The sequence below is a fragment of the Brevundimonas sp. GW821-FHT12C05 genome, from assembly GCF_058807475.1.
In genome coordinates this window covers 20,161-38,720 of sequence record NZ_JBXAQS010000005.1, presented here as the reverse complement: position 1 = coordinate 38,720, position 18,560 = coordinate 20,161, and the positions used below count along the sequence as shown (strand labels likewise).

Here is an 18,560-nt window from a genome sequence, read left to right as displayed (position 1 = left end):
GGAGCCTGACGGCTCCGTCGCCAGGGCTATTCAGGGACGGGCGGGTGTCGCAGGGCGATTCCCGCCCGTTTTCTGTCTGAGCTCGGCCTTCATCTCATTGACCCAGCCGGCGAAGGTGTCGGCCGAGGCGCTGAGCGCGGCGAAGTCGCCCACCGAGGCCATGCCGTCCGGGCCGTCCAGCGCGATCGACAGGGCGACCTTGGACCGGGCTCCGGCCACGTACGGGCGATAGTTGCGCGACAGCCGGCCCAACGCGGCCGTGTCATGAGCCAGCGAATAACCGACCCCGGCCCGGATCAGCCGGGCTTCCTCGTCCTGGGTCAGGGCCGCCGGGTTGCGATACCGCTCCCCCATCGCCGCCTCGTACAGGGCCGCCGCGCCGCCCCAGTTCTCCTGCTTCCAGAAAATCTCGGCCTTCACGGCCTTGGCGTCGGACGAGGCGTCCGCGCCCAGCACTTCCAGCGCATGATCGTAACGACCCAGGCTCATCAGGGCCCGCGCCTCCAGCGCCCGGCGCTCAGCGTTCAAGGGCGTCGGCAGCAGGGTCGAGCGCGAGCTCCAGATCGCCTGCAGCGCCTGCTCGGGCTGGCGATCCATCAGATAGACGGTGGCCAGATCGGTTGCGACCTGAGCCTTGGCGACACCTTCCAGACGGCTGTCGACCTGGTGCTTCAGCAGTTCGGCGGCCTGATCCAGCAGGTCCACGTCGATCAGGCGGCGAGCCAGGCGGCGAACCATCTCGTCGCCGTCGGCGCCGATGGGGGTCAGTTCGCGGAAGTCGTAGAACAGGCCCAGCGCCTGCACCGGCTGCAGGCCGTCGGCGCCGCCTTCGAGGAACAGCATGCGGAAGGCGTTGTTCAGGTCGGTCGACAGGTCCGCCGCGCCCGGCAGGCGGTTCATGCGGCCGCCGGCGCCCTTCAGGGCCGTCAGCGCCTCGCGATACAGCCCCTGCGACAGGTACAGCTTGCCCAGCTGGCGGATGACGGCCAGCTCGGTGGCGTCGCCGCGCCAGCGCCAGCGCAGGGCCTCCAGCTCCTTGGCCGCCTCGTCCGGCTTCATCGTTCCGCGCTCGAGCGACAGGCGGATCAGGCCCAGCTTGGCGGGAACGGCGACATTATCCAACGGCGCGCGGCCGACGGCGCGATAGACGGCCAGCGCGCGGTCGCCCATGCCGTCCTGCTCGAACAGCCGGGCCTGCACATTGCGGGCGGCCAACTGATCGGCGGCGGGCGCGTTCTGGCTGAAGGCGTAGTTCAGCAGCGCGCGCGCGGCTTCCGGGTCGCCGCTTTCCAGCGCGGCCTCGGCATGGGCTGCACCGAAGCGGGCGCGCCAGATCGGCGGGAAATCGTCGACGGCTCCAGCGCCGGCGCTGAAGGCCTGACGCGCGGCCGCCCAGTCGCCCTGCTTCGAAGCGATATAGCCACGCCAGACGGCCGAGGCCGGGTCACCGGCGACGGCGGCCGAGGCGAAATCGCCCTGGGCCTCTTCCAGACGGCCGATGGAGGCGCGGGCCGCGCCGCGCAGACCGCGCACCTCGGGCTCGCCGGCCATGTTCGGCGCCTGGGCCACGATGGCGTTCAGCACGCCGATGCCCTCATAGGAGAGGCCAGAACCGACCAGAAAGCGGGCGAAGGCCATGCGCGCCTCGATCGGGGCGCGGGGATTCTCTCCGGCGACGGCGGACTCGGCGCCCGCCGCGTCCTGAAGTTCGCGATAGCGAGCGGAGAAGGTGGCGTGGCCGGTGCTCTCCCAGCCCTCGACGATGAGGCCGGGATACTTGGCCTTGCGCGGCGCGCCGGGCTCGTCCTCGGCGGCCTCCAACGCGGCCGAGGGCGCCGACAGGGTGAGGCCGCCCGGCCGGCTCAGGGTGACCAGGTCGCCGTCCGCGCGGATGGCCAGGTCGGACACCAGGGTCTCGACCGCCAGACCGTGCGCGGTCGGCAGCAGAGTCATGTCGAGGCTTTGCCGGCTGTCGGCGAAGCCCTTGCCGGGCGCCAGCGCCGTGACGGCGGCGAAGCGATCGCCGGCCATCGGATCGGTCAGCCAGATGGCCTTGGTCGCCCCGGCCATGCGCGCGACGAGCGCGGGCTCGCCCGTGTCGTCGCGATCGACGGTGACGCCGCCGGCGGACGCCGCGGGACCGCCGATGCTGACCGTCCAGGTCGAACCGTTCGAGGTCGCCGACACCCGCAGGGCGCGCGGCGCGGCGATGCGGACGGCGACGTGGTCGGGACCGGCGGTCCAGTGGGCGCCGGTGGCGGGGCCCAGCGCCTTGGCTCCACCCATGTCGAGACGGGCGGGGGTGTCGAACACCACCCACACCGCGTCGCCCCGGCGGAAGACCGCGGCGCCGACCGGCTGTTCCCACTTGAAGTCGAGGCTGACCTTCTCGGGGCTGACGTGCGAGACCACCGGCACGACGGCGGCCTGGGCGGACGCCACCGGCGCGGCCGGCGCTTCGGGAGCCGTGGCGTACAGGTTGACGAAGACCGCGCCATCGGCCGATCCGGTGCGCACATCAGCGCCTTCGGCCAGGGTCAGGATCAGTTCGGTGCCGCCGCGCACGGCGCGGGTCTCGACCTTCTCCACCCCGCGCGGCGGATCGACCCGCAGGCGTGAAACGTCAGGAGCGGCGGTGGCGCCGATGCGCACGATGACCGTTCGCCCCTCGCGCCGGATCTGCGATCGGGCGCCGATGACGCCTGCGAACTCTACCCGGGTGAAGGCCTCGTTGGCGCCGATGCGGATGGTGACCGGATCCAGGGCCGCGCCGGCTTCCTGGGCGTAGAGCGGCGCCAGCGGAGCGAGCACGACCGCGCCGGCCGCGGCGGCCGCCACGGTCGACTTCAGGATGCGCTTGCTGGAATGGGCCCCGGACATGCGCGCGCACCCTCGCGCGACGGCTCTTTAAACGCGGTTAACGGATGGTGACCGGAACCCGCCGCGCCACCGGTTTCCACGCCGCGACAAACGGCCCCGGTTGCACCCGTCCTTCAACAGGCCGACATGCAGGCCATCGAGGAACCGGAACGCCATGAGCGACCCTGTCTATCCACCGCTGAGCACCCTGAAGACCGGCCTGCGTTGCCGCTGCCCGCGCTGCGGCGAGGGCCCCCTGCTGCGCGGTTTCCTCAAGATCCGCGACAACTGCCCGAACTGCGGCCTCGACTACAGCTTCGCCGATCCCGCCGATGGCCCGGCCTTCTTCGGCATGAGCCTGGTCGGCGTCATCGGCATGGCGCTGTTCATGTGGTTCGAGTTCACCGTCCACCCGCCGGTGTGGGTGCATTTCGCGGTCACCATGCCGCTGCTGGTCCTCGCTTGCCTCGCCGTCCTGCGTCCGCTCAAGGGCTGGCTGGTGTCGGAACAGTACATCCACAAGGCGGCCCCGCCCGAGTGGGAGAGCATCGGCAAGCACGGCGACGGGTCGAAGTGGCGCTGAGGCCCTAACGCTCCGCCACCGGCAATCCGATCTCGAACACCGCCCCGCCCTCTGACGGCACGAGGTCCAGCGTCGCCTGATTGGCGGCCAGAAGAGCGCGCGCGATCGACAGGCCCAGCCCGGCCCCGCCCTCGCTGCGCCGGGTGGTGAAGAAGGGCTCGAAGATGCGTCGCTCATCCGCGGGCGCCACGCCGGGACCATCGTCCGACACCGACAGGATGACCGCATCGCCCGCGACCCGCGCCGCGATCCGCACGGCGAGCGCGCCCGCCTGACGGCTGTTCTCCAGCATGGTCGAGACCACCACCTCCAGCGTCGCGGCGGGCGCGGCCACTGGCGGCAGGTCCTCCGGCAGATCGAGGGTGATGCTCAGCCCCGGCGAGCAGGCGTCGATAGTCTTCAGCAGGGGCGGCCTCAGGTCGACCGACAGCCCCGCCTCGGGCCGGGCCATGTCGGCGCGGGCCAGATCCATCAGCCGGGTCACCAGTCCCGACAGCCGACGCCCGTCCGCGGCGATGTTGTCCAGGAATTTGCGCCGTCGCGCAGGCTCCATGTCCTCGTGATCCTGCAACAGCTCGACCGCGCCCTGAATGCCGGCCAGGGGCGTCTTGAACTCGTGGCTGACGGCGGCGGCGAAGTCGCGCAGATAGCGGGAGCGGCGCTCCACGGCCTCGGCCATGATGCCGAAATCCTCGTACAGGGTGCGGATCTCGATCGCGGCGGTGCTGGGCGGCGGCGGCACCGTTCCGCCCCCGCTGGCGACCTCTCGCGTGACCCGGCTGAGCACCTCGATCGGCCGGGCGATGCCCCGCGACACCAGCACCGCCAGGAAGGCGATGAAGCCCAGCACCCCGACGATGCCGAGCGCGATCTTGATGCGGTCCTGATAGATGCCCCGGAACAAGGCGCGCGGCGACCGCGAGACCAGGATGGCGCCTTCGACCTGGCCGTTCACCACCACCGGGCGGGCGTGGTGGATGCGCAGGGCCGAGGCGCGGCTGAGCCACTCCCACGAATAGCGCGGATGATAGGCGGCGTTCCGGCGCAGCACCGTCGCGGGGCGCCCGGACAGGGCCGCGCGGACCTCCGGGATATCCTTCCAGCTTCCACCTTCGCCGAAGCCGCGGACCACCACCCCGTTGCGGTCCAGGAAGATGATCGAGGCCAGGGTGGTGCGACTGGTTTCCTGCATCACCGCGTCCAGACGGCGGCCGACGACGACGGCGTCCGGGACCGGCGGGCCGGAAGGGCGAACGGGCGGACGGGCAGGCAGTATCGGGGTCGAGCCCAGGTCGATGGTCGCCGCCTCGGGTTGATACCAGCCGGGGGTCAGCCGCTGCGCCTCGGTCGGCGCGGTCAGCCGCGAGCCTGGCCACAGAGCCTCCGCCGTGGCCGACAGGGCGGCGGTCTGCGCCACCAGTTCCGCCTCGGTCTGGCGCACCAGGGTGTTCTCGTAGACCCGCAGGAAGATTGCCGTAAAGCCGGGCAGAAGGGCCGCGAACAGCAGCACCGACAGCAGGATGGTCCGCAGCCTCAGGGCCGGCCAGTGCCGCCGCACGAACAGCCGGAAGCGCCCGGGCGGCTTGTCACTCACGCCGCCGCGCCGAGGCAGGGCCCGAGCTGGTAGCCGAGGCCCGGCCGGGTCTCGACCACGTCGCCGCCGCCCACCGCCGCGAACTTGCCGCGCAGGTTGCGGACATGGCTGTCGATGGTCCGGTCGGTCATCGCGAAGCCGGGGCCGTGCACCCGGTCGATGATGGCGTCACGGGTGAAGACCATGCGCGGCTGAGCCGCCAGCACCCGCACGATGGCGAACTCGGTCACCGTCAGGGGCACTTCGGACGCGCCCCACGCCGCGCGCCAGCCCTCAGCGTCCAGCGTGAGCCGGCCGTGGCTCACCGCGCCCGACGGCAGGGGGGCCGGGGTGCGGGCCGTGCGCCGCAGGATAGCGGCGACGCGGGCCACCACCTCGCGCGGGCTGAAGGGCTTGGTGACATAGTCGTCCGCGCCCAGCTCAATCCCCAGCACGCGGTCGAACTCATCGTCGCGCGAGGACAGGAACAGCACCGGCACATCGCCCTTGGCGCGCAGACGGCGGCAGGTCTCGATCCCGTCCATGCGGGGCATGTTGATGTCCAGCACCACCAGATCGGACGGATGGGCCTCGAGATCGCTCAGGGCCGCCTCCCCGTCCGCCGCCTCGCGCGTGGCGAGGCCGGCCTTGCGCAGGGCGAAGGTCAGGAGATCGCGGATGTGGGGGTCGTCATCGACCACCAGGACGGTGCGCTGCATGATCGCCATGTTCAGACTCCAGGGGCTGAGGTCAACGGGGCCGAAACGGCCACGGTCGGGGGAGGCGCCGCATCGGACGCGGATGCGGGCGGCGGCGGCGGGCTCAGCCGCCCGTCCCACTCGCGTTCGCCAGGCTTGGGAACCAGCAGAGGCCGATGGGCGGTCAGGGCGTCGATGCGCTGCAGCCGCCGCGCGTTGCGCCAGGTCCAGCCGCGCCATCCCGACTGATCCTCCCGCAGGCGCTCAATCAGGTCACGACGCACCGAGGCGGCGCGGTCGCGCAGCTCCGGATCGTCGGTCGTCTGTTCCAGCTCGACCAGCGACACCAGCGCCGGGGCGCCGAGCTCCCGCAGGTAGCCGAGGTCCAGCTGGGCGCCGGTCCCGTCGATCTCGCGGGCATGCCTGACGTTCCAGGCCGCGGCGACGGCGCCCAGGTCGACCGTGCTGACGACGGCCAGAACCACCAGAGCCAGCTTCACATTGGCGCCGATGAGCCAGTCCCCGTCCTTGTTCCTCAGCAACCGCCAGCAGATCAGCAGCAGGCCGAGGCCGACCATGACCATCCAGATCATGGCCACGAGGCGGAAACGGGTCAGGGCGTAACCCTCGATATAGTCCGCGGTGCGCAGCAGGGACGAGGCGACCAGCACCATGTTCTGCGCGACCCACAGGACCACCAGTCCGCGCACCAGCGGGCGCCGCGCCGTCTCCGATCCGGGCCGCAGGGCCACCAGCACGAACAGGCCGGCCAGCAGCGCCGTCGCGATCAGCGGATAGGCGCCGCGATGGGCGTAGTCCGCCAGGGTCATCTCCCCCGGCAGCGGCGCGCCGCTCCATAGGAAGGCGATGTCCAGTCCGTTCTGAAGCGCGAACAGGACGTTGAAGACCAGCAGGGACAGAGTCACCGAGGCCAGGTTCACGCCCGGGATCCGGCGCTCGCCCAGGGACGGCAGGGCGACCAGCTTGCGATACCAGCGCGGCCGCAGGGTCGTGCCGACCATCACCGCCACGATCCCGCAGCCGATCAGGCGCAGCACCGTCGACCCTGACGGCGCCGGAACCCGCACCGTGTCCAGAACGTCCGCGATCAGGGGATTGGCGCGCGCGAACAGCAGCAGAAAGATCACTCCCCCGGCCAGCGGTAGAGCCAGCACCTTCAGCACGGCCGCCGGCGACACCCGGGCGGGCCTGCGCCGCCGCAACCGCCCCAGCCGGACCAGATCAAGGACCGGCCCGACCAGCGACACGACGCCGTGAATGAACAGACGCTGGGCCCACTGCCAGACGGTTTCGCCCTCACGCACCCGCGCCGACAGGACCGCGATGGTCAGCATCAGGCCGAACAGCAGCCATGACAGGGCATCTGGCCGCTCGATCATCACCGCCGCCATGATTCCCGCCGCGACCACGGCGGACAGAGCCCGGCGGTCCCGCATCATCCCCTTCCGGACCAGCAGAACGCCGCCGATCCACGCCGCCGCGAACCCGCCGACGACCGCGCCCCACGGAAAGGACTGGAAGAACAGGGCGTCCGCCAGAACGGCCAGGCCGGCGGCGACCCCGACCTTCAGCCAGAACGACGACCGCGTGAATGGATGAATGCTGAGCATGGGCCTCCCCTCGATGAGGCGGCCTTTGTCGCGCGGCGCGGTTCAGCCGTGCGGGGCGGCCCGGGGAGCTTCGGCGCAAACGGCGTGCAGAAGCGGTGCAGCCCCTCATCGGCCGGACGCCCTGTCAATCACAGGTTGAGCGCACCCATCCGCCCGATAGATCAGTTTGAGCGCTGCACAAGAATATATTCCTGCATACGTCCGTTTCTGACGCACCCCCATGATAGGATTTATTTCCTGTCCGTTCTGGGCAGGTCTATCGACGGAGGGACACTTGCGAACACCCATTCACATCCTCGCCTGTGCGGCGATCCTGCTCACGGGATCGGCGGCGGCGGCCCAGACCACACAGACCTATCGGTATGACGCCAACGGGCGGCTGACCGCGGCGATCAACGCCGGACCGACGTCGTCGTTCTCGAACTACGCCCTCGATGACGCAGACAACCGGAACTCGCGCGCCAACTACACCATCACAGCGCCGGTGACGGCCTACCGTCTATCCAGCGGCGAGTTCCTGCTTCCCGGTCAGCAACTGATCTCGGCGGATGGCCGCTTCGCCCTGAAGGTCCAGCAGACCGGCGACCTCGCCCTCTGGTTCGGTTCGACCCTGCTCTGGTCCAACGGAACGGCGACCGGCAGGTCCCTGTACTTCAGGCTGGAATCCAACGGCGTGGCCACTCTGCGGGATTTCGCGGACGCCGGGCTCTGGGCCACGCCAGCGGCCGGCGCCAACGCCACCCTCACCCTCCAGAACGACGGCAACCTGGTCCTCAAGACCAGCGGCGGGTCGGTCGTCTGGCAATCCAACACCTGCTGCCACTGAAAGGCGCAAACCCATGAAAATGAGACACAAGACATGGCTGTTCGCAGCCACATCGGCGCTCGCCCTGGCCGCGGCTGGAGCGGTGAATGCGCAATCGGGACCGCTCCCTCCTGAGCACTATACCCTCGATCCCCGCGGCGTGGATCTGGTCAGCGGGGAATGGCATCCCGGCGCCGCCCCCTTGTCCATCGGCCCGGCGGATACGGGTCTGAGCTCGGGCCATGTGCGGCTGGAGAATGGCGGCTGGTGGGACCGGAGCTACGGGGGCGTCCGCAACAGCGGGATTGGCGTCGACCCAATCGTCACCGTGGAGGGCGTCAGCGAAGTCTTCACGTCGGTCGGCGTCATGCAGTTCGCGCCGAAGGAGAACACCGGTTCGACCCTCGTCTACCATGGCACGGCCGGCGCCTACACCTACACGCGCAGTGACGGCACGGTCTATGAGATGGGGCTGACCCGGATCCCGAACGCCGAATTCGAAGGCGTGGTCAAGCGACGGATCGCTCCGAACGGGATGGTGACGACCTATAACTACAAGACCCAGTACTACTGCGCCGAGTGGAACGTATACGAGCAGTGCTCACTCACTCTCGATGTTCAGCGTCTCCAATCTTACGAGACCAATACCGGATATCAGATTCACTACGACTACGCTGAAAACGCCGACGCCAGCCTTCCCGAATGGAGCACCGTCCAGAAGGTCACCGCCATCAATCTGGCCGTCGACTATTGCGCGCCCACCGCGGACACCTGTTCCGGACTGACCCGACCCTGGCCCAGCGTGGCCTTTTCGACGGCCAATCCCGCGCCCGGCGTCACAGACCAGGTCTTCACCGATCAAAACGGCGTGCAGACGCGCTACCGCAAGACCGGCAAGGAAGACGGCTCCCTGTTTGAGTTGCTGTACGGTTCCGACCCGGATCCGCTGATTTCGGTCAACGAAAATCTCGACGGCCTGGTGACCTCCGTCACTGACGCCAGCGGGACCTGGGACTACGGCTTCTCCACCGCGGGCGCGATCCGCACCACCATCGTGGAAGGCCCTCTGGATCAGAAAACGACCGTCGTGTCCGACCTGACCATCGGCCGGGCGACTTCGGTCACCCAGGCCACCGGTCCTTCGACGAACCGCGCCTGGACCTATGCCTACAACGCCGGCCTGCGTCTGCAATCGATGACCAATCCCGAGGGCGATTCCGTCGACCTCGCCTACGACGGTCGCGGCAACGTCACCCAGGTGACCCGCAACGCCAAGCCCGGCTCGGGCCTGGCCGACATCGTGACCAGCACGGCCTACCCCTCGACTTGCGCCAACCCGGTGACTTGCAACCGACCGACCTCGAGCACCGACGCCAACGGCGGGGTGACGGACTACAGCTGGGACGGCACCCACGGCGGCCTGCTGTCGGTGACGGCGCCCGCGCCCTCGACCGGCGCGGCCCGTCCGCAGACCCGCATCGCCTATGCGGCGCAGACGGCCCAGTACAAGAACAACGCCGGCGTCATCGTGGCGGCGCCGACCTCGGTCACCCTGCCGGTCGAGATCTCGGCCTGCGCGACGGGGACCAGCTGTGATGGCGCGGCCAATGAGGTGCTGACCACCCTCGCCTACGGCTCCGCCGGCGTGGCCAACAACCTGCAGGTCTCGTCGATCAGTCGGGGTTCGGGGACCAATCCGGCGATGGCCGTCACGGCGATGACCTACACGGCTGACGGCGACGTTCAGACGGTCGACGGTCCCCTGTCCGGAACCGCCGACACCACCCGTTACCGCTATGACGACCAGCGGCGGAGGGTCGGCATGGTCGGCCCCGATCCGGACGGCGGCGGCGCCGGTCTGAACCGGGCTCAGCGCATCACCTACGGCGAGCATGGCCAGATCCTGTCGACCGAGGTCGGCACGACCGCAGGCTACAGTGATACGGATTGGGCCAATTTCGATCCGACCCTGAAGACCACCGCCGCCTATGACGCCTTCGAGCGTCCGGTGGAGGTGCGCCAGATGTCGGATGCGAACGTGGTCTCCGGCGTGCAGCAGACCACCTATGACGCCGCCGGGCGACCGTCGTGCGTGGCGATCCGGATGAACCCGGCGACCTACGGCGACCTGCCCTCGTCGGCGTGCACCGCCGCGGCGGACGGCGCGTATGGCTCCGATCGCATCGTGCGGACGACGTACGATGCGGCGGGCCGACCTATCACGGCCACCTCGGCCTACGGCACGAGCGAGGCCGCAACCGAGAGCGTCACCTATACCGCCAACGGCCAGACCGCCTCCCTGACCGACGGCCAGGGCAATGTCTCGGTCATGGAGTACGACGGCTTCGACCGCATGGCGAAGCTTCGCTACCCCAACGCCGTCGGCGGCGGGACCTCGACGACCGACTATGAGCAGACGGTCTACGACGCGACGGGCCGTCCTTACAGCGCCCGGAACCGGGCGGGCGACGTGACCTATTTCGGTTATGACGCCCTGAACCGGTTGGTCACCCTGAACCTGCCGTCCGGCACGCCGGACGTCACCTCCGGCTACGACAACCTGGGCCGGGTGATCAGCACGGGCGACGCCGCGATCACGGTCAACACGACCTGGGACGCCCTGTCCCGCCCCGTCAGCGAGGCCTCCAGCGTCATCGGCGCCATGGCGTACCAGTATGACGCCGCGGACCGGCTGACGCGGATCGAATGGCCTGACGGTTTCGCGGCGAACTACAGCCACGACGTCTACGGCGCGACCACGGCGATCGAGCAGCAACCGGCGGGCGGCAGCGCCAGCCAGATCGCGGCTTACACCTGGAACGATCTGGGCCAGCCGACCGGCGTCAGCCGGGCGGGCGGCGCGGGCGCGGCCACGACCCGCAGCTATGACGCCTGGGGCCGGATGACCAGCCTGGCCCACGACGCCACCGGCTCGTCCAACGATGTGACCTTCGGCTTCAGCTATAATCCGGCGGGTCAGATCGTCGGCCGGACCGTGTCGAACGACGCCTACATCTATGGTGCCTCGGCGACCGGCACGACCGCCTACACCGTCGACGGCCAGAACCAGCTGGACACTATCGACGGCACCGCGGTCACCCACGACAGCCGGGGCAATGTCACCGGCGCCCTAGGGAAGACCTGGGGCTATGACGACGTCAACCGCCTGACCTCGGCCAGCGCGGGCGCGGGCGCGGCGACCTTCACCTTCGATCCGATGAACCGTCTGGCGACCTCGACGGTCGGCGGCGCCTCGACCCGGCGGCAGTATGCCGGCGATCAGCTTGCGGCCGAGTACAATGTCGGCACGGGCGCCCTGACGCGGCGCTACATTCCGGGTCTCGGTCTGGACGACGTGGCGGCGGCCTATGACGGGTCGGGCGTGTCGAACCGCAGCTGGCAGCTGGCCGATGAGCGGGGCTCGGTGATCGCCCAGTCGGGCGCGACCGGCGCCGTGTCGGCGATCAACACCTACGACGAATACGGAGTCCCGGCTTCGGGCAACACGGGCCGTTTCCAGTATACCGGCCAGCAATGGCTGCCGGAGGCAGGCGTTTATCACTATCGCGCGCGAGCCTACCTGCCGCAGGTCGGGCGGTTCCTGCAGACGGATCCGATCGGGTATGAGGCCGGGGCCAACCTGTATGCCTACGTGGGCGGGGATCCGGTGAATCGCATCGATCCGATGGGGTTACAAGACAAGGCGGCCGGCGAAATAATTTCCCAGGGTGAATGCTTTAGAAGGGGGGGATGGCTGCTAGGCAACTTCGACAAGGCGTCAAACTTGGAGATTTGCGAGAGAATGGGCAGTTATTCTTCCGGTTACTTTGGTAGCTGGAGCAGCATATTTTCCAACATGTTTCTTGATCCGTCTGGGGGCGGAGATGCGTCATCCGTCGATTGCTCGGCCGGAAATCGCGCTGGAAAAATCGCAACTGCAACACAAGTCGGCGGCTGGGCTCAAAGCACGGCTATCGCATTTATCGAAACAGCAGACTATCCTAGCAGCGCCTTTGTTCCTCTATCTCTGCTATTTACTGGCGTAAATACTATCGCAACCTATCAGACGAGCCGAGAGCGAGGACAAAGCATGGATGTATCGCTTGTGAACGCCGGACTCCCAGTACTGGGATCTGCATTGGGTGGAGCGATCGGAGGCGCGGCAACGGCCGAAACCATCTTTGGCACTCCTCTCGGAGCGCTCGCAGGAGGATTTGCCGGAGAATATGCAGGCACAAAGGGAGCCGATAGATTTGAAGCATTCAGAGGACAACAATGCAGTGATTGAATCTGAATCTTTTTACTACAGGCGAACTGTTATTGCGAAAAATTACGCAATATTATTGGCAATGATGTATGTTCTATTTTCATACAAATCACTGCCAACGACCTATTTCAACGCCCTGAAAACTCCGCCAGGTTTGGTTTTGGTCTACATCATTGGGGCAGCCCTCGTGGTTGCACTAATTCAGAAAACCCCCACTTTAGTACGGGCAGTATTGAGAATACCGGCAGTGGAGTTTGACGGCCAAAGGCTCCTGGTAAGGGGGTGGGACACCCATTCTCTGCGAATTGAAGCCGCCACCCCGTTTGACTACCAAGTGAAACAGAACCCCGAACGAGTGTCCGTCTTTTCAAATGGAAAGAAATGGGCGGTCATCCCTCTCGGCCAGATAGATGGACCGTCATCTGTCATTCGGCTCCTGGAAAGACTGGCCCAACCTGATCACACCGCCTGAGCGCTGCGATCATGGCAGGCCGAAACCCTGGCGACCCCGGCAGGACTCCAACCTGCAGCTGAGATACGGGGCCATGGCCGGGTGAACTAGAGAAGCGCGACTGAGACAGGGCGGCGGGTATTTCTTCCCGCCGCCCCTTTTTCTTGCTCGGACGCCAGAGACATCATCGCGCTCGACGACGGACACCGGCCTGCGACACGGTCCGGAGCCACCCAAGGTCATAAAGCCGGTTTAACTGGCCCCCACCCCACGCGGGTCCCTACCAAGCCCGAGCACAGTTCTTCGGGCCTCTCATGCTGCCTACCCTGTTCAACTCGGACCCGACGCCCCGGTCGGCTGGGCCGGCCGCTAACGCGGCCCCGCGCTCCCGACATTGACGGTCGCCGGGCAACCCAGGCCGCCCTCGTTGCTGATCAAGCCGACTTCCGCGACCGACACCCGCTGGGGCCCCGCCGATCGAAGCGAGAACGGGGTTTCCAAAGCCGCGACACCCGAACCGTCCCCGTCGAAACAGGACAGCGGAATCCGGATCGAGCGCCAGACGCCCGGCCGCGCATCGTTCAGAAGCGGCGCGATGCTGGCGCGCTGCCCGCCGAAACCGAGCTCCAACGGTCCGGAGAGCGGCGCATCAAGACGGATCGAGAACGCCAGAACCATGTCGCCGTTACGCTGGCGCGACAGATCGACGGGCGGGCCCGTGATCAGAGCTTCCGCCGGTCCGCTGAACGTCAGGCTGATCGCGCTTTCCTGCGCCGCGCCGTCCGTCGGCCGGACCTGCACGGCGCCCCGGGGGCTGGTCGCCGCCAGAATGGCGCCCACCCGGCTGTCGCCGCCCTCGTCCCGCAGCATCAACGACCAGGGCGACTGGACGCGGCCGTCGGTGAAGTAGCGATCGACATTGTTCCGGCTGACGGTCACGCCAGGGTCCTCGGAAAGCGCGCCGGTGTGGACCGGCGCCGCATAGCCGAGGCCGTAGCCATAGACGAACTGCGGCGCATAGCCCGGCTCGCCCACGTTCAGGACGTCCTGACCCGCATCGCGCGGCCAGGAGAAGGACAGGCGGCCCTTGAAGTCGAACGGCGCGCGACCGTCGGGGCCCGCAACCAGGACATCGGCCACGCCGGCCCCTTCCGTGCCGGGCAGCCAGGCCGCGACGAAGGCGTCCGAAGCGTTGATCTCCGGGTTGGTCCACAGCGGGCGCCCACTCAGGAAGATCGAGACCGTCGGAATGCCCGCCGCCTTGTAGCGGCGCAGCAAGGCCAGCGGCCCCTCGGGTTCGAAGTCCAGGGTTTCGATATCGCCCTGGAATTCGGCGTAGGGCGTTTCGCCGAACACGACGATGGCGACATCCGGCCGGGCGTCCCACGATCCGTCCGCGCTCAGTTCGGCGACGCCGCCGCTCGCCTTCACCGCGGCCTCGAGCCCCGCCCAGATCGAGACGCCGCCAGGGAAGTCGGCGTTGGTCGTGTCGGCGCCCTGCCAGGTCACCGTCCAGCCGCCGGACGCCTGGCCGATGGAATCGGCGGCGTCGCCCGCGACGAGGACCCGCGCGCCCGGCCGGATCGGCAACACGCCCTCATTCTTGAGCAGAACGAGGGACTTCCGGACCGCCTCGCGCGCCAGGGCGCGATGCTCGGCCGAACCGAAGATATCGGCGCGTCCCTCGAGCGACCGATCCCGATCGAAGACCCCGAGCTTGATCTTGACCCTCAGGATGCGCCGCACGGCGTCATCGATACGGGCGGTCGGGATCTCCCCCGCCCGCGCCTGCGCCAGGGTGTTGACGTAGAGGTTCCGCCAACTGTCCGGCGCCATGAACATGTCCAGCCCGGCGTTGATGGCTTCGGGGCAGCTTTCGTTGCTGCAGCCCGGGATCTGGCCGTGGGCGTTCCAGTCCCCGACGACGAAGCCCTCGAAACCCATCCGCCCCTTCAGGACATCCGTCAGCAGCGAGCGATTGCCCGTGATCTTCACGCCGTTCCAGCTTGAGAAGGACGCCATGACCGTCAGGACGCCGGCGTCGATGGCCGGCACATAGCCTTGGGCGTGGATGGCGACGAGTTCGGATTCCGGGATCGCTGCGTCGCCCTGGTCGACGCCGTCCGTCGTGCCCCCGTCCGCGAGGAAATGCTTGGCCGATCCCGCGATGTGATCTGGCGCGAGAGGACGGCCCGCCGCCAGCTCGCCCTGCAGACCGCGCGTCATGGGTCCCGCGTAGCTGGAGACGATCTCCGGGTTCTCGCCGTAGCCTTCGTACGCCCTGCCCCAGCGATCATTGCGCGGCACGGCCAGTGTCGGGCCGAACGTCCAGTCCGCGCCCGAGGCGGCGACCTCCTGGGCGGTGGCGGCGCCGATCCGTTCGATCAGGTCCGGATCGCGCGTGGCCCCCAGGCCGATATTGTGGGGAAACAGGGTCGCGCCGACGATGTTGTTGTGGCCGTGAACAGCGTCGATCCCGAACATCAACGGAATGGCCGCGCCCGAACGGTTCGCCGCGGCTTGGCGGAAGGCTCGGGACAGGGCCACCCAGGCCGCCAGGGGCGCCCGTTCGTTGGCCCCCGGAGCCGAGTTTCCGCCCGCCAGGATCGATCCGATTGGATAGGTCGCAAGGTCGGCCGGCGTGATGGAGCCGATGTCGGCCTGGATCAGCTGGCCGACTTTCTCCTCGATCGTCATGCGGGCCAGCAGGCCGTCGATCATGGCCTCCGTGCGCGCGTCCGTGATCGCCGCCGGGCTGGCCGCCACGGGCCATACAGCGGGATCGGCCACGGCGCTCCGGACATCCTGGGCTCGGGCCGCCACAGGCGCACAACCCGAAAGAACGGCCGCCAGGGCGGCGGCGCACAGAAGCGTTCGGCGGGAGACGGACATGCGGAACCTCAAGACGACGCGATACTGAAAAAAGCGACGACGCGCCCCGATGGACGCGCCGCCCCAGTTCAGGAGATCAGAAGTTGGCGCGCAGGCGCAGGCCGGCGGTCCGCGGCTGGTTCAGGAACAGGACGTTGACGACCTGATCGGACACCAGTTGCTTTTCGACGACGGTCTCATCGAACAGGTTGTTCACATAGCCCTCGATCCGATAGCGGCCGCTGGAAGGTTCCCAACCGGCGCCGATGTTGACTGTGACATAGCCCTCCTGACGCGCCCAGAAGCCGCCCGTGCGGGCGTCGGTGCTACGCAGATACGGGCTCGCCAGGGGCGCGGTCGGGTTGATGGTGGTTCCCGCGACAGATGCCTTGAAGGCGTCGTAGGCCGCCTGCCCCGCCGCATCCGTCGGCCGCGCGGTGAACTGGATCACCGGCAGCTCGTTGTAGATGTTGAGGTAGTAGGACGAGCGATAGTTGGCCAGCAGGTGGAAGTCCGCCCGCCCTCCGAACAGATCGACCGTCTGCTGCAGGTGGGCGTTCAGGTTCACCTTGGACACGTTCGGCAGCTCATTGCCGCCGATATCGACGTTGAAGTTCGGCGTGCCGTCGCCGTAGTCGGTGCCCCGGGTGTCTGTCAGCGCGCCCTCGTCCGCCTTGGCGTCGATGTAGGCGCCGATGAGGTCCAGACGCATGCCGAACGGCAGGTCGAACCGGGTTTCGATCTCGAAGCCCTGGATCGTCGATTGGGCGACGTTGATATTCTGCTGCGAGAAGCCGGCGCTGGCGCCGCCGGGGCCGGTGCCGAGGGACACCAGCGTCTGGAACACCTGGTCGGCGTAGTCGTAGAGGAAGATGTTGGCGTTGACGTCGATCCGGCCGCTCGCGGGGCGGAAGGTGTTCTTGGTTCCCAGTTCGAAGAGCGTCACCGATTCCGGGGCGAACGTCGGCGCCGTCGACACGCCGTTGATGACGATGGTGTCGTTGAAGCCGCCGGACTTGTGGCCCGTCGAAATGGCTCCGTAGAACAGATTGTCGTTCGTCAGGTCGTATTCGAAGCCGACGCGATAGTCGCTGAACGAGTCCTCGTACGAACCGACCTGCTCGCCCGGCGCCGAAATCTGGAAGAAGCTATGCTGGCCATTGGGCGGGCAAACCTGGCCGCCGTAGGACGGCTGGGTGTCCGGACGATTGACGCAGGTTCCATTCGGCCGGGAGCCGTCGGCCACGCCGGCGATCTGGTCCAGGAAGGTGTCGCGCGCGCCGGGGGTGAACGCCTCCAGGAAATACCGGGCCGCGGCCTGGTTGTCGCCCGGCGTCGGCGGCGCATAGGTCGATCGGCCGGTGAAGTTGGGACGGAAGCCCTCGGTGCCGATACGCGTCGTGAAACAGCAGCCGAAGCCGTCCGATCCGAGACCGAGCACCCAGTTGCCCCCGACGCCGCGCCGGGACTTGTTCTCCTCGGTGTAGCGATAGCCGGCCTTCAATCGCAGCTGATCGGTGACCGGATAGGTGATGTCGACATAGGCCGCGAAGGAGTCGGACTGAACGTCCGGGAAGGTGAACTCCGTGCCCGAATAGAACTGGCCCTTGTCGACCAGGGACAGGAAGCCGACCTGCTGGCTTTCCTTGAAGTAAAACAGCCCGGTCGACCAGACCGTCTCGGCGCCGGGCGCGGACGACAGGCGCAGTTCGTGGACGTCGGATTCCGACAGGGTCAGCCAGTACTGCGTGCCGAAATTGTCGTAGTCGACGTTGGCCGCCCCATAGCCCGGACGCACCACGCCCTCGTTGGATGCGTTGACCTGGTAGTAGTCCACGCTGCGGCGGCTGCCGGTGTATTCCAGCACCGCGGGACCGAAGTCGTAGGACGCGTTCAGCGCCAGGCCCCAGTTGTCATTCTCGACCAGGCCTTGCGGGCCGCGATAGAGGACCTCGCGCAGTTCCAGCTGATCGGGCGTGCCGCCGTTGACCAGGCCATTGCGGATGTTGGTCGCGGGATAGCCCGTGCCGCGCTCGGATTCGAAGTCGCCCATGAAGGTCAGGCGGAAGCGGTCCGTGGGCTGATAGAGGTAGGTGGCGCGCGCCGAAAACAGCTGCTGTTCACCGGTCGGGTCCAGGTTCTGGTCGTTGCCCACGTTTTCATAGGCCGTGCCGCGATCCACGCCGTACACCGCCAGACGCAGGGCCTGATCCTCGCCGATCGGCATGTTGACGGCGGCTTCGTATCCGGTCGTTTCCAGCGTACCGACTTCACCTTGGGCGAAGCCTTCGAAGACGCCCAGTCGGGGCATGTTCGGAATGATGTTCAGCGTGCCGGCGACGGCGTTGCGACCGCGCAGCGTACCTTGCGGCCCCTTGGCCACCTCCACCCGCGCGAGATCGAAGAACAGCCCGCCGAGACCCCGAGGACGCGGAAGATAGACGCCGTTCAGATGGGTCGCCGCCGAGGGATCGCCCAGTTCGGTGTTGTTGGCCGTCCCCACGCCCCGGATGTAGATCTGGACGTTGCCTTCCTGGTTGGAGATGGACAGGCCGGGAATGGCGGACTGAAGGTCCTCGATCTGGTCGATGCCGACCGCGCGCAGGTCCTCGCCGGTGATGACCTGGGCGACCCCGGCGTAGTTCTGCAGGGTTTGCTCGCGCCGTTCAGCGGTGACCACGACTTCCCCGATTTCGGTGGCCTCGTCCTGTCTTTCGGCGGGCGCGGGAGCGGTCTGCGCCTGGGCCGCGCCGGCGGTGACGGCCAGAGACGCGCAGCCGAGCAGAAGCGAACGTTTGAACGTAGTCATGGTCTTCCCTCCC

10 protein-coding genes are annotated in these 18,560 nt (G+C 67.9%); 4 read left to right on the top strand and 6 right to left on the bottom strand.

Features of this window, described 5'->3' with window-relative positions:
• Positions 1-30 precede the first annotated feature (30 nt).
• The gene (locus AC1RRF_RS15065) at positions 31-2,880 is read right to left on the bottom strand and encodes a tetratricopeptide repeat protein (protein ID WP_492835971.1); all 2,850 of its coding nucleotides are present in this window, start codon (positions 2,878-2,880) and stop codon (positions 31-33) included.
• Between the two features lie 154 nt (positions 2,881-3,034).
• Here AC1RRF_RS15065 and AC1RRF_RS15060 point away from each other — a divergent pair, with 154 nt between their 5' ends.
• Positions 3,035-3,442 (top strand): DUF983 domain-containing protein, encoded by a 408-nt coding sequence (locus AC1RRF_RS15060; protein WP_492835969.1) that lies wholly within the window; start codon positions 3,035-3,037, stop codon positions 3,440-3,442.
• Positions 3,443-3,446: 4 nt separating this feature from the next.
• Here AC1RRF_RS15060 and AC1RRF_RS15055 read toward each other — a convergent pair whose 3' ends face one another.
• The 3 genes from AC1RRF_RS15055 to AC1RRF_RS15045 are packed head-to-tail and all read right to left on the bottom strand — an operon-like array spanning position 3,447 to position 7,344.
• The gene (locus AC1RRF_RS15055; RefSeq protein ID WP_492835967.1) at positions 3,447-5,036 is read right to left on the bottom strand and encodes a sensor histidine kinase; all 1,590 of its coding nucleotides are present in this window, start codon (positions 5,034-5,036) and stop codon (positions 3,447-3,449) included.
• Entirely contained in the window at positions 5,033-5,743 is a 711-nt protein-coding gene (locus AC1RRF_RS15050) for a response regulator (protein ID WP_492835965.1), read from the bottom strand. The genes AC1RRF_RS15055 and AC1RRF_RS15050 overlap by 4 nt, the downstream gene beginning before the upstream one ends.
• A gap of 2 nt (positions 5,744-5,745) precedes the next feature.
• A complete protein-coding gene (locus tag AC1RRF_RS15045; protein WP_492835963.1) occupies positions 5,746-7,344 on the bottom strand; it encodes a DUF4153 domain-containing protein in 1,599 nt (532 codons plus the stop codon).
• A gap of 274 nt (positions 7,345-7,618) precedes the next feature.
• Here AC1RRF_RS15045 and AC1RRF_RS15040 point away from each other — a divergent pair, with 274 nt between their 5' ends.
• Genes AC1RRF_RS15040 through AC1RRF_RS15030 form a run of 3 tightly spaced genes read left to right on the top strand, consistent with a single transcriptional unit; the run spans position 7,619 to position 12,888 of the window.
• The gene (locus AC1RRF_RS15040; RefSeq protein WP_492835961.1) at positions 7,619-8,170 is read left to right on the top strand and encodes a hypothetical protein; all 552 of its coding nucleotides are present in this window, start codon (positions 7,619-7,621) and stop codon (positions 8,168-8,170) included.
• A 13-nt stretch (positions 8,171-8,183) separates the two neighbouring features.
• The gene (locus tag AC1RRF_RS15035; RefSeq protein ID WP_492835959.1) at positions 8,184-12,437 is read left to right on the top strand and encodes an RHS repeat domain-containing protein; all 4,254 of its coding nucleotides are present in this window, start codon (positions 8,184-8,186) and stop codon (positions 12,435-12,437) included.
• Positions 12,430-12,888, top strand: coding sequence for a hypothetical protein (locus tag AC1RRF_RS15030; RefSeq protein ID WP_492835957.1), 459 nt, complete (start codon positions 12,430-12,432; stop codon positions 12,886-12,888). Before AC1RRF_RS15035 ends, AC1RRF_RS15030 begins: the two co-directional genes overlap by 8 nt.
• A gap of 348 nt (positions 12,889-13,236) precedes the next feature.
• On the opposite strand, the gene AC1RRF_RS15025 is transcribed toward AC1RRF_RS15030, so the two are convergent.
• On the bottom strand, positions 13,237-15,759 hold the full coding sequence (locus AC1RRF_RS15025; RefSeq protein WP_492835955.1) for a glycoside hydrolase family 3 protein: 2,523 nt from the start codon (positions 15,757-15,759) through the stop codon (positions 13,237-13,239).
• Positions 15,760-15,835: 76 nt separating this feature from the next.
• Positions 15,836-18,547, bottom strand: coding sequence for a TonB-dependent receptor (locus AC1RRF_RS15020; protein WP_492835953.1), 2,712 nt, complete (start codon positions 18,545-18,547; stop codon positions 15,836-15,838).
• Positions 18,548-18,560 lie beyond the last annotated feature (13 nt).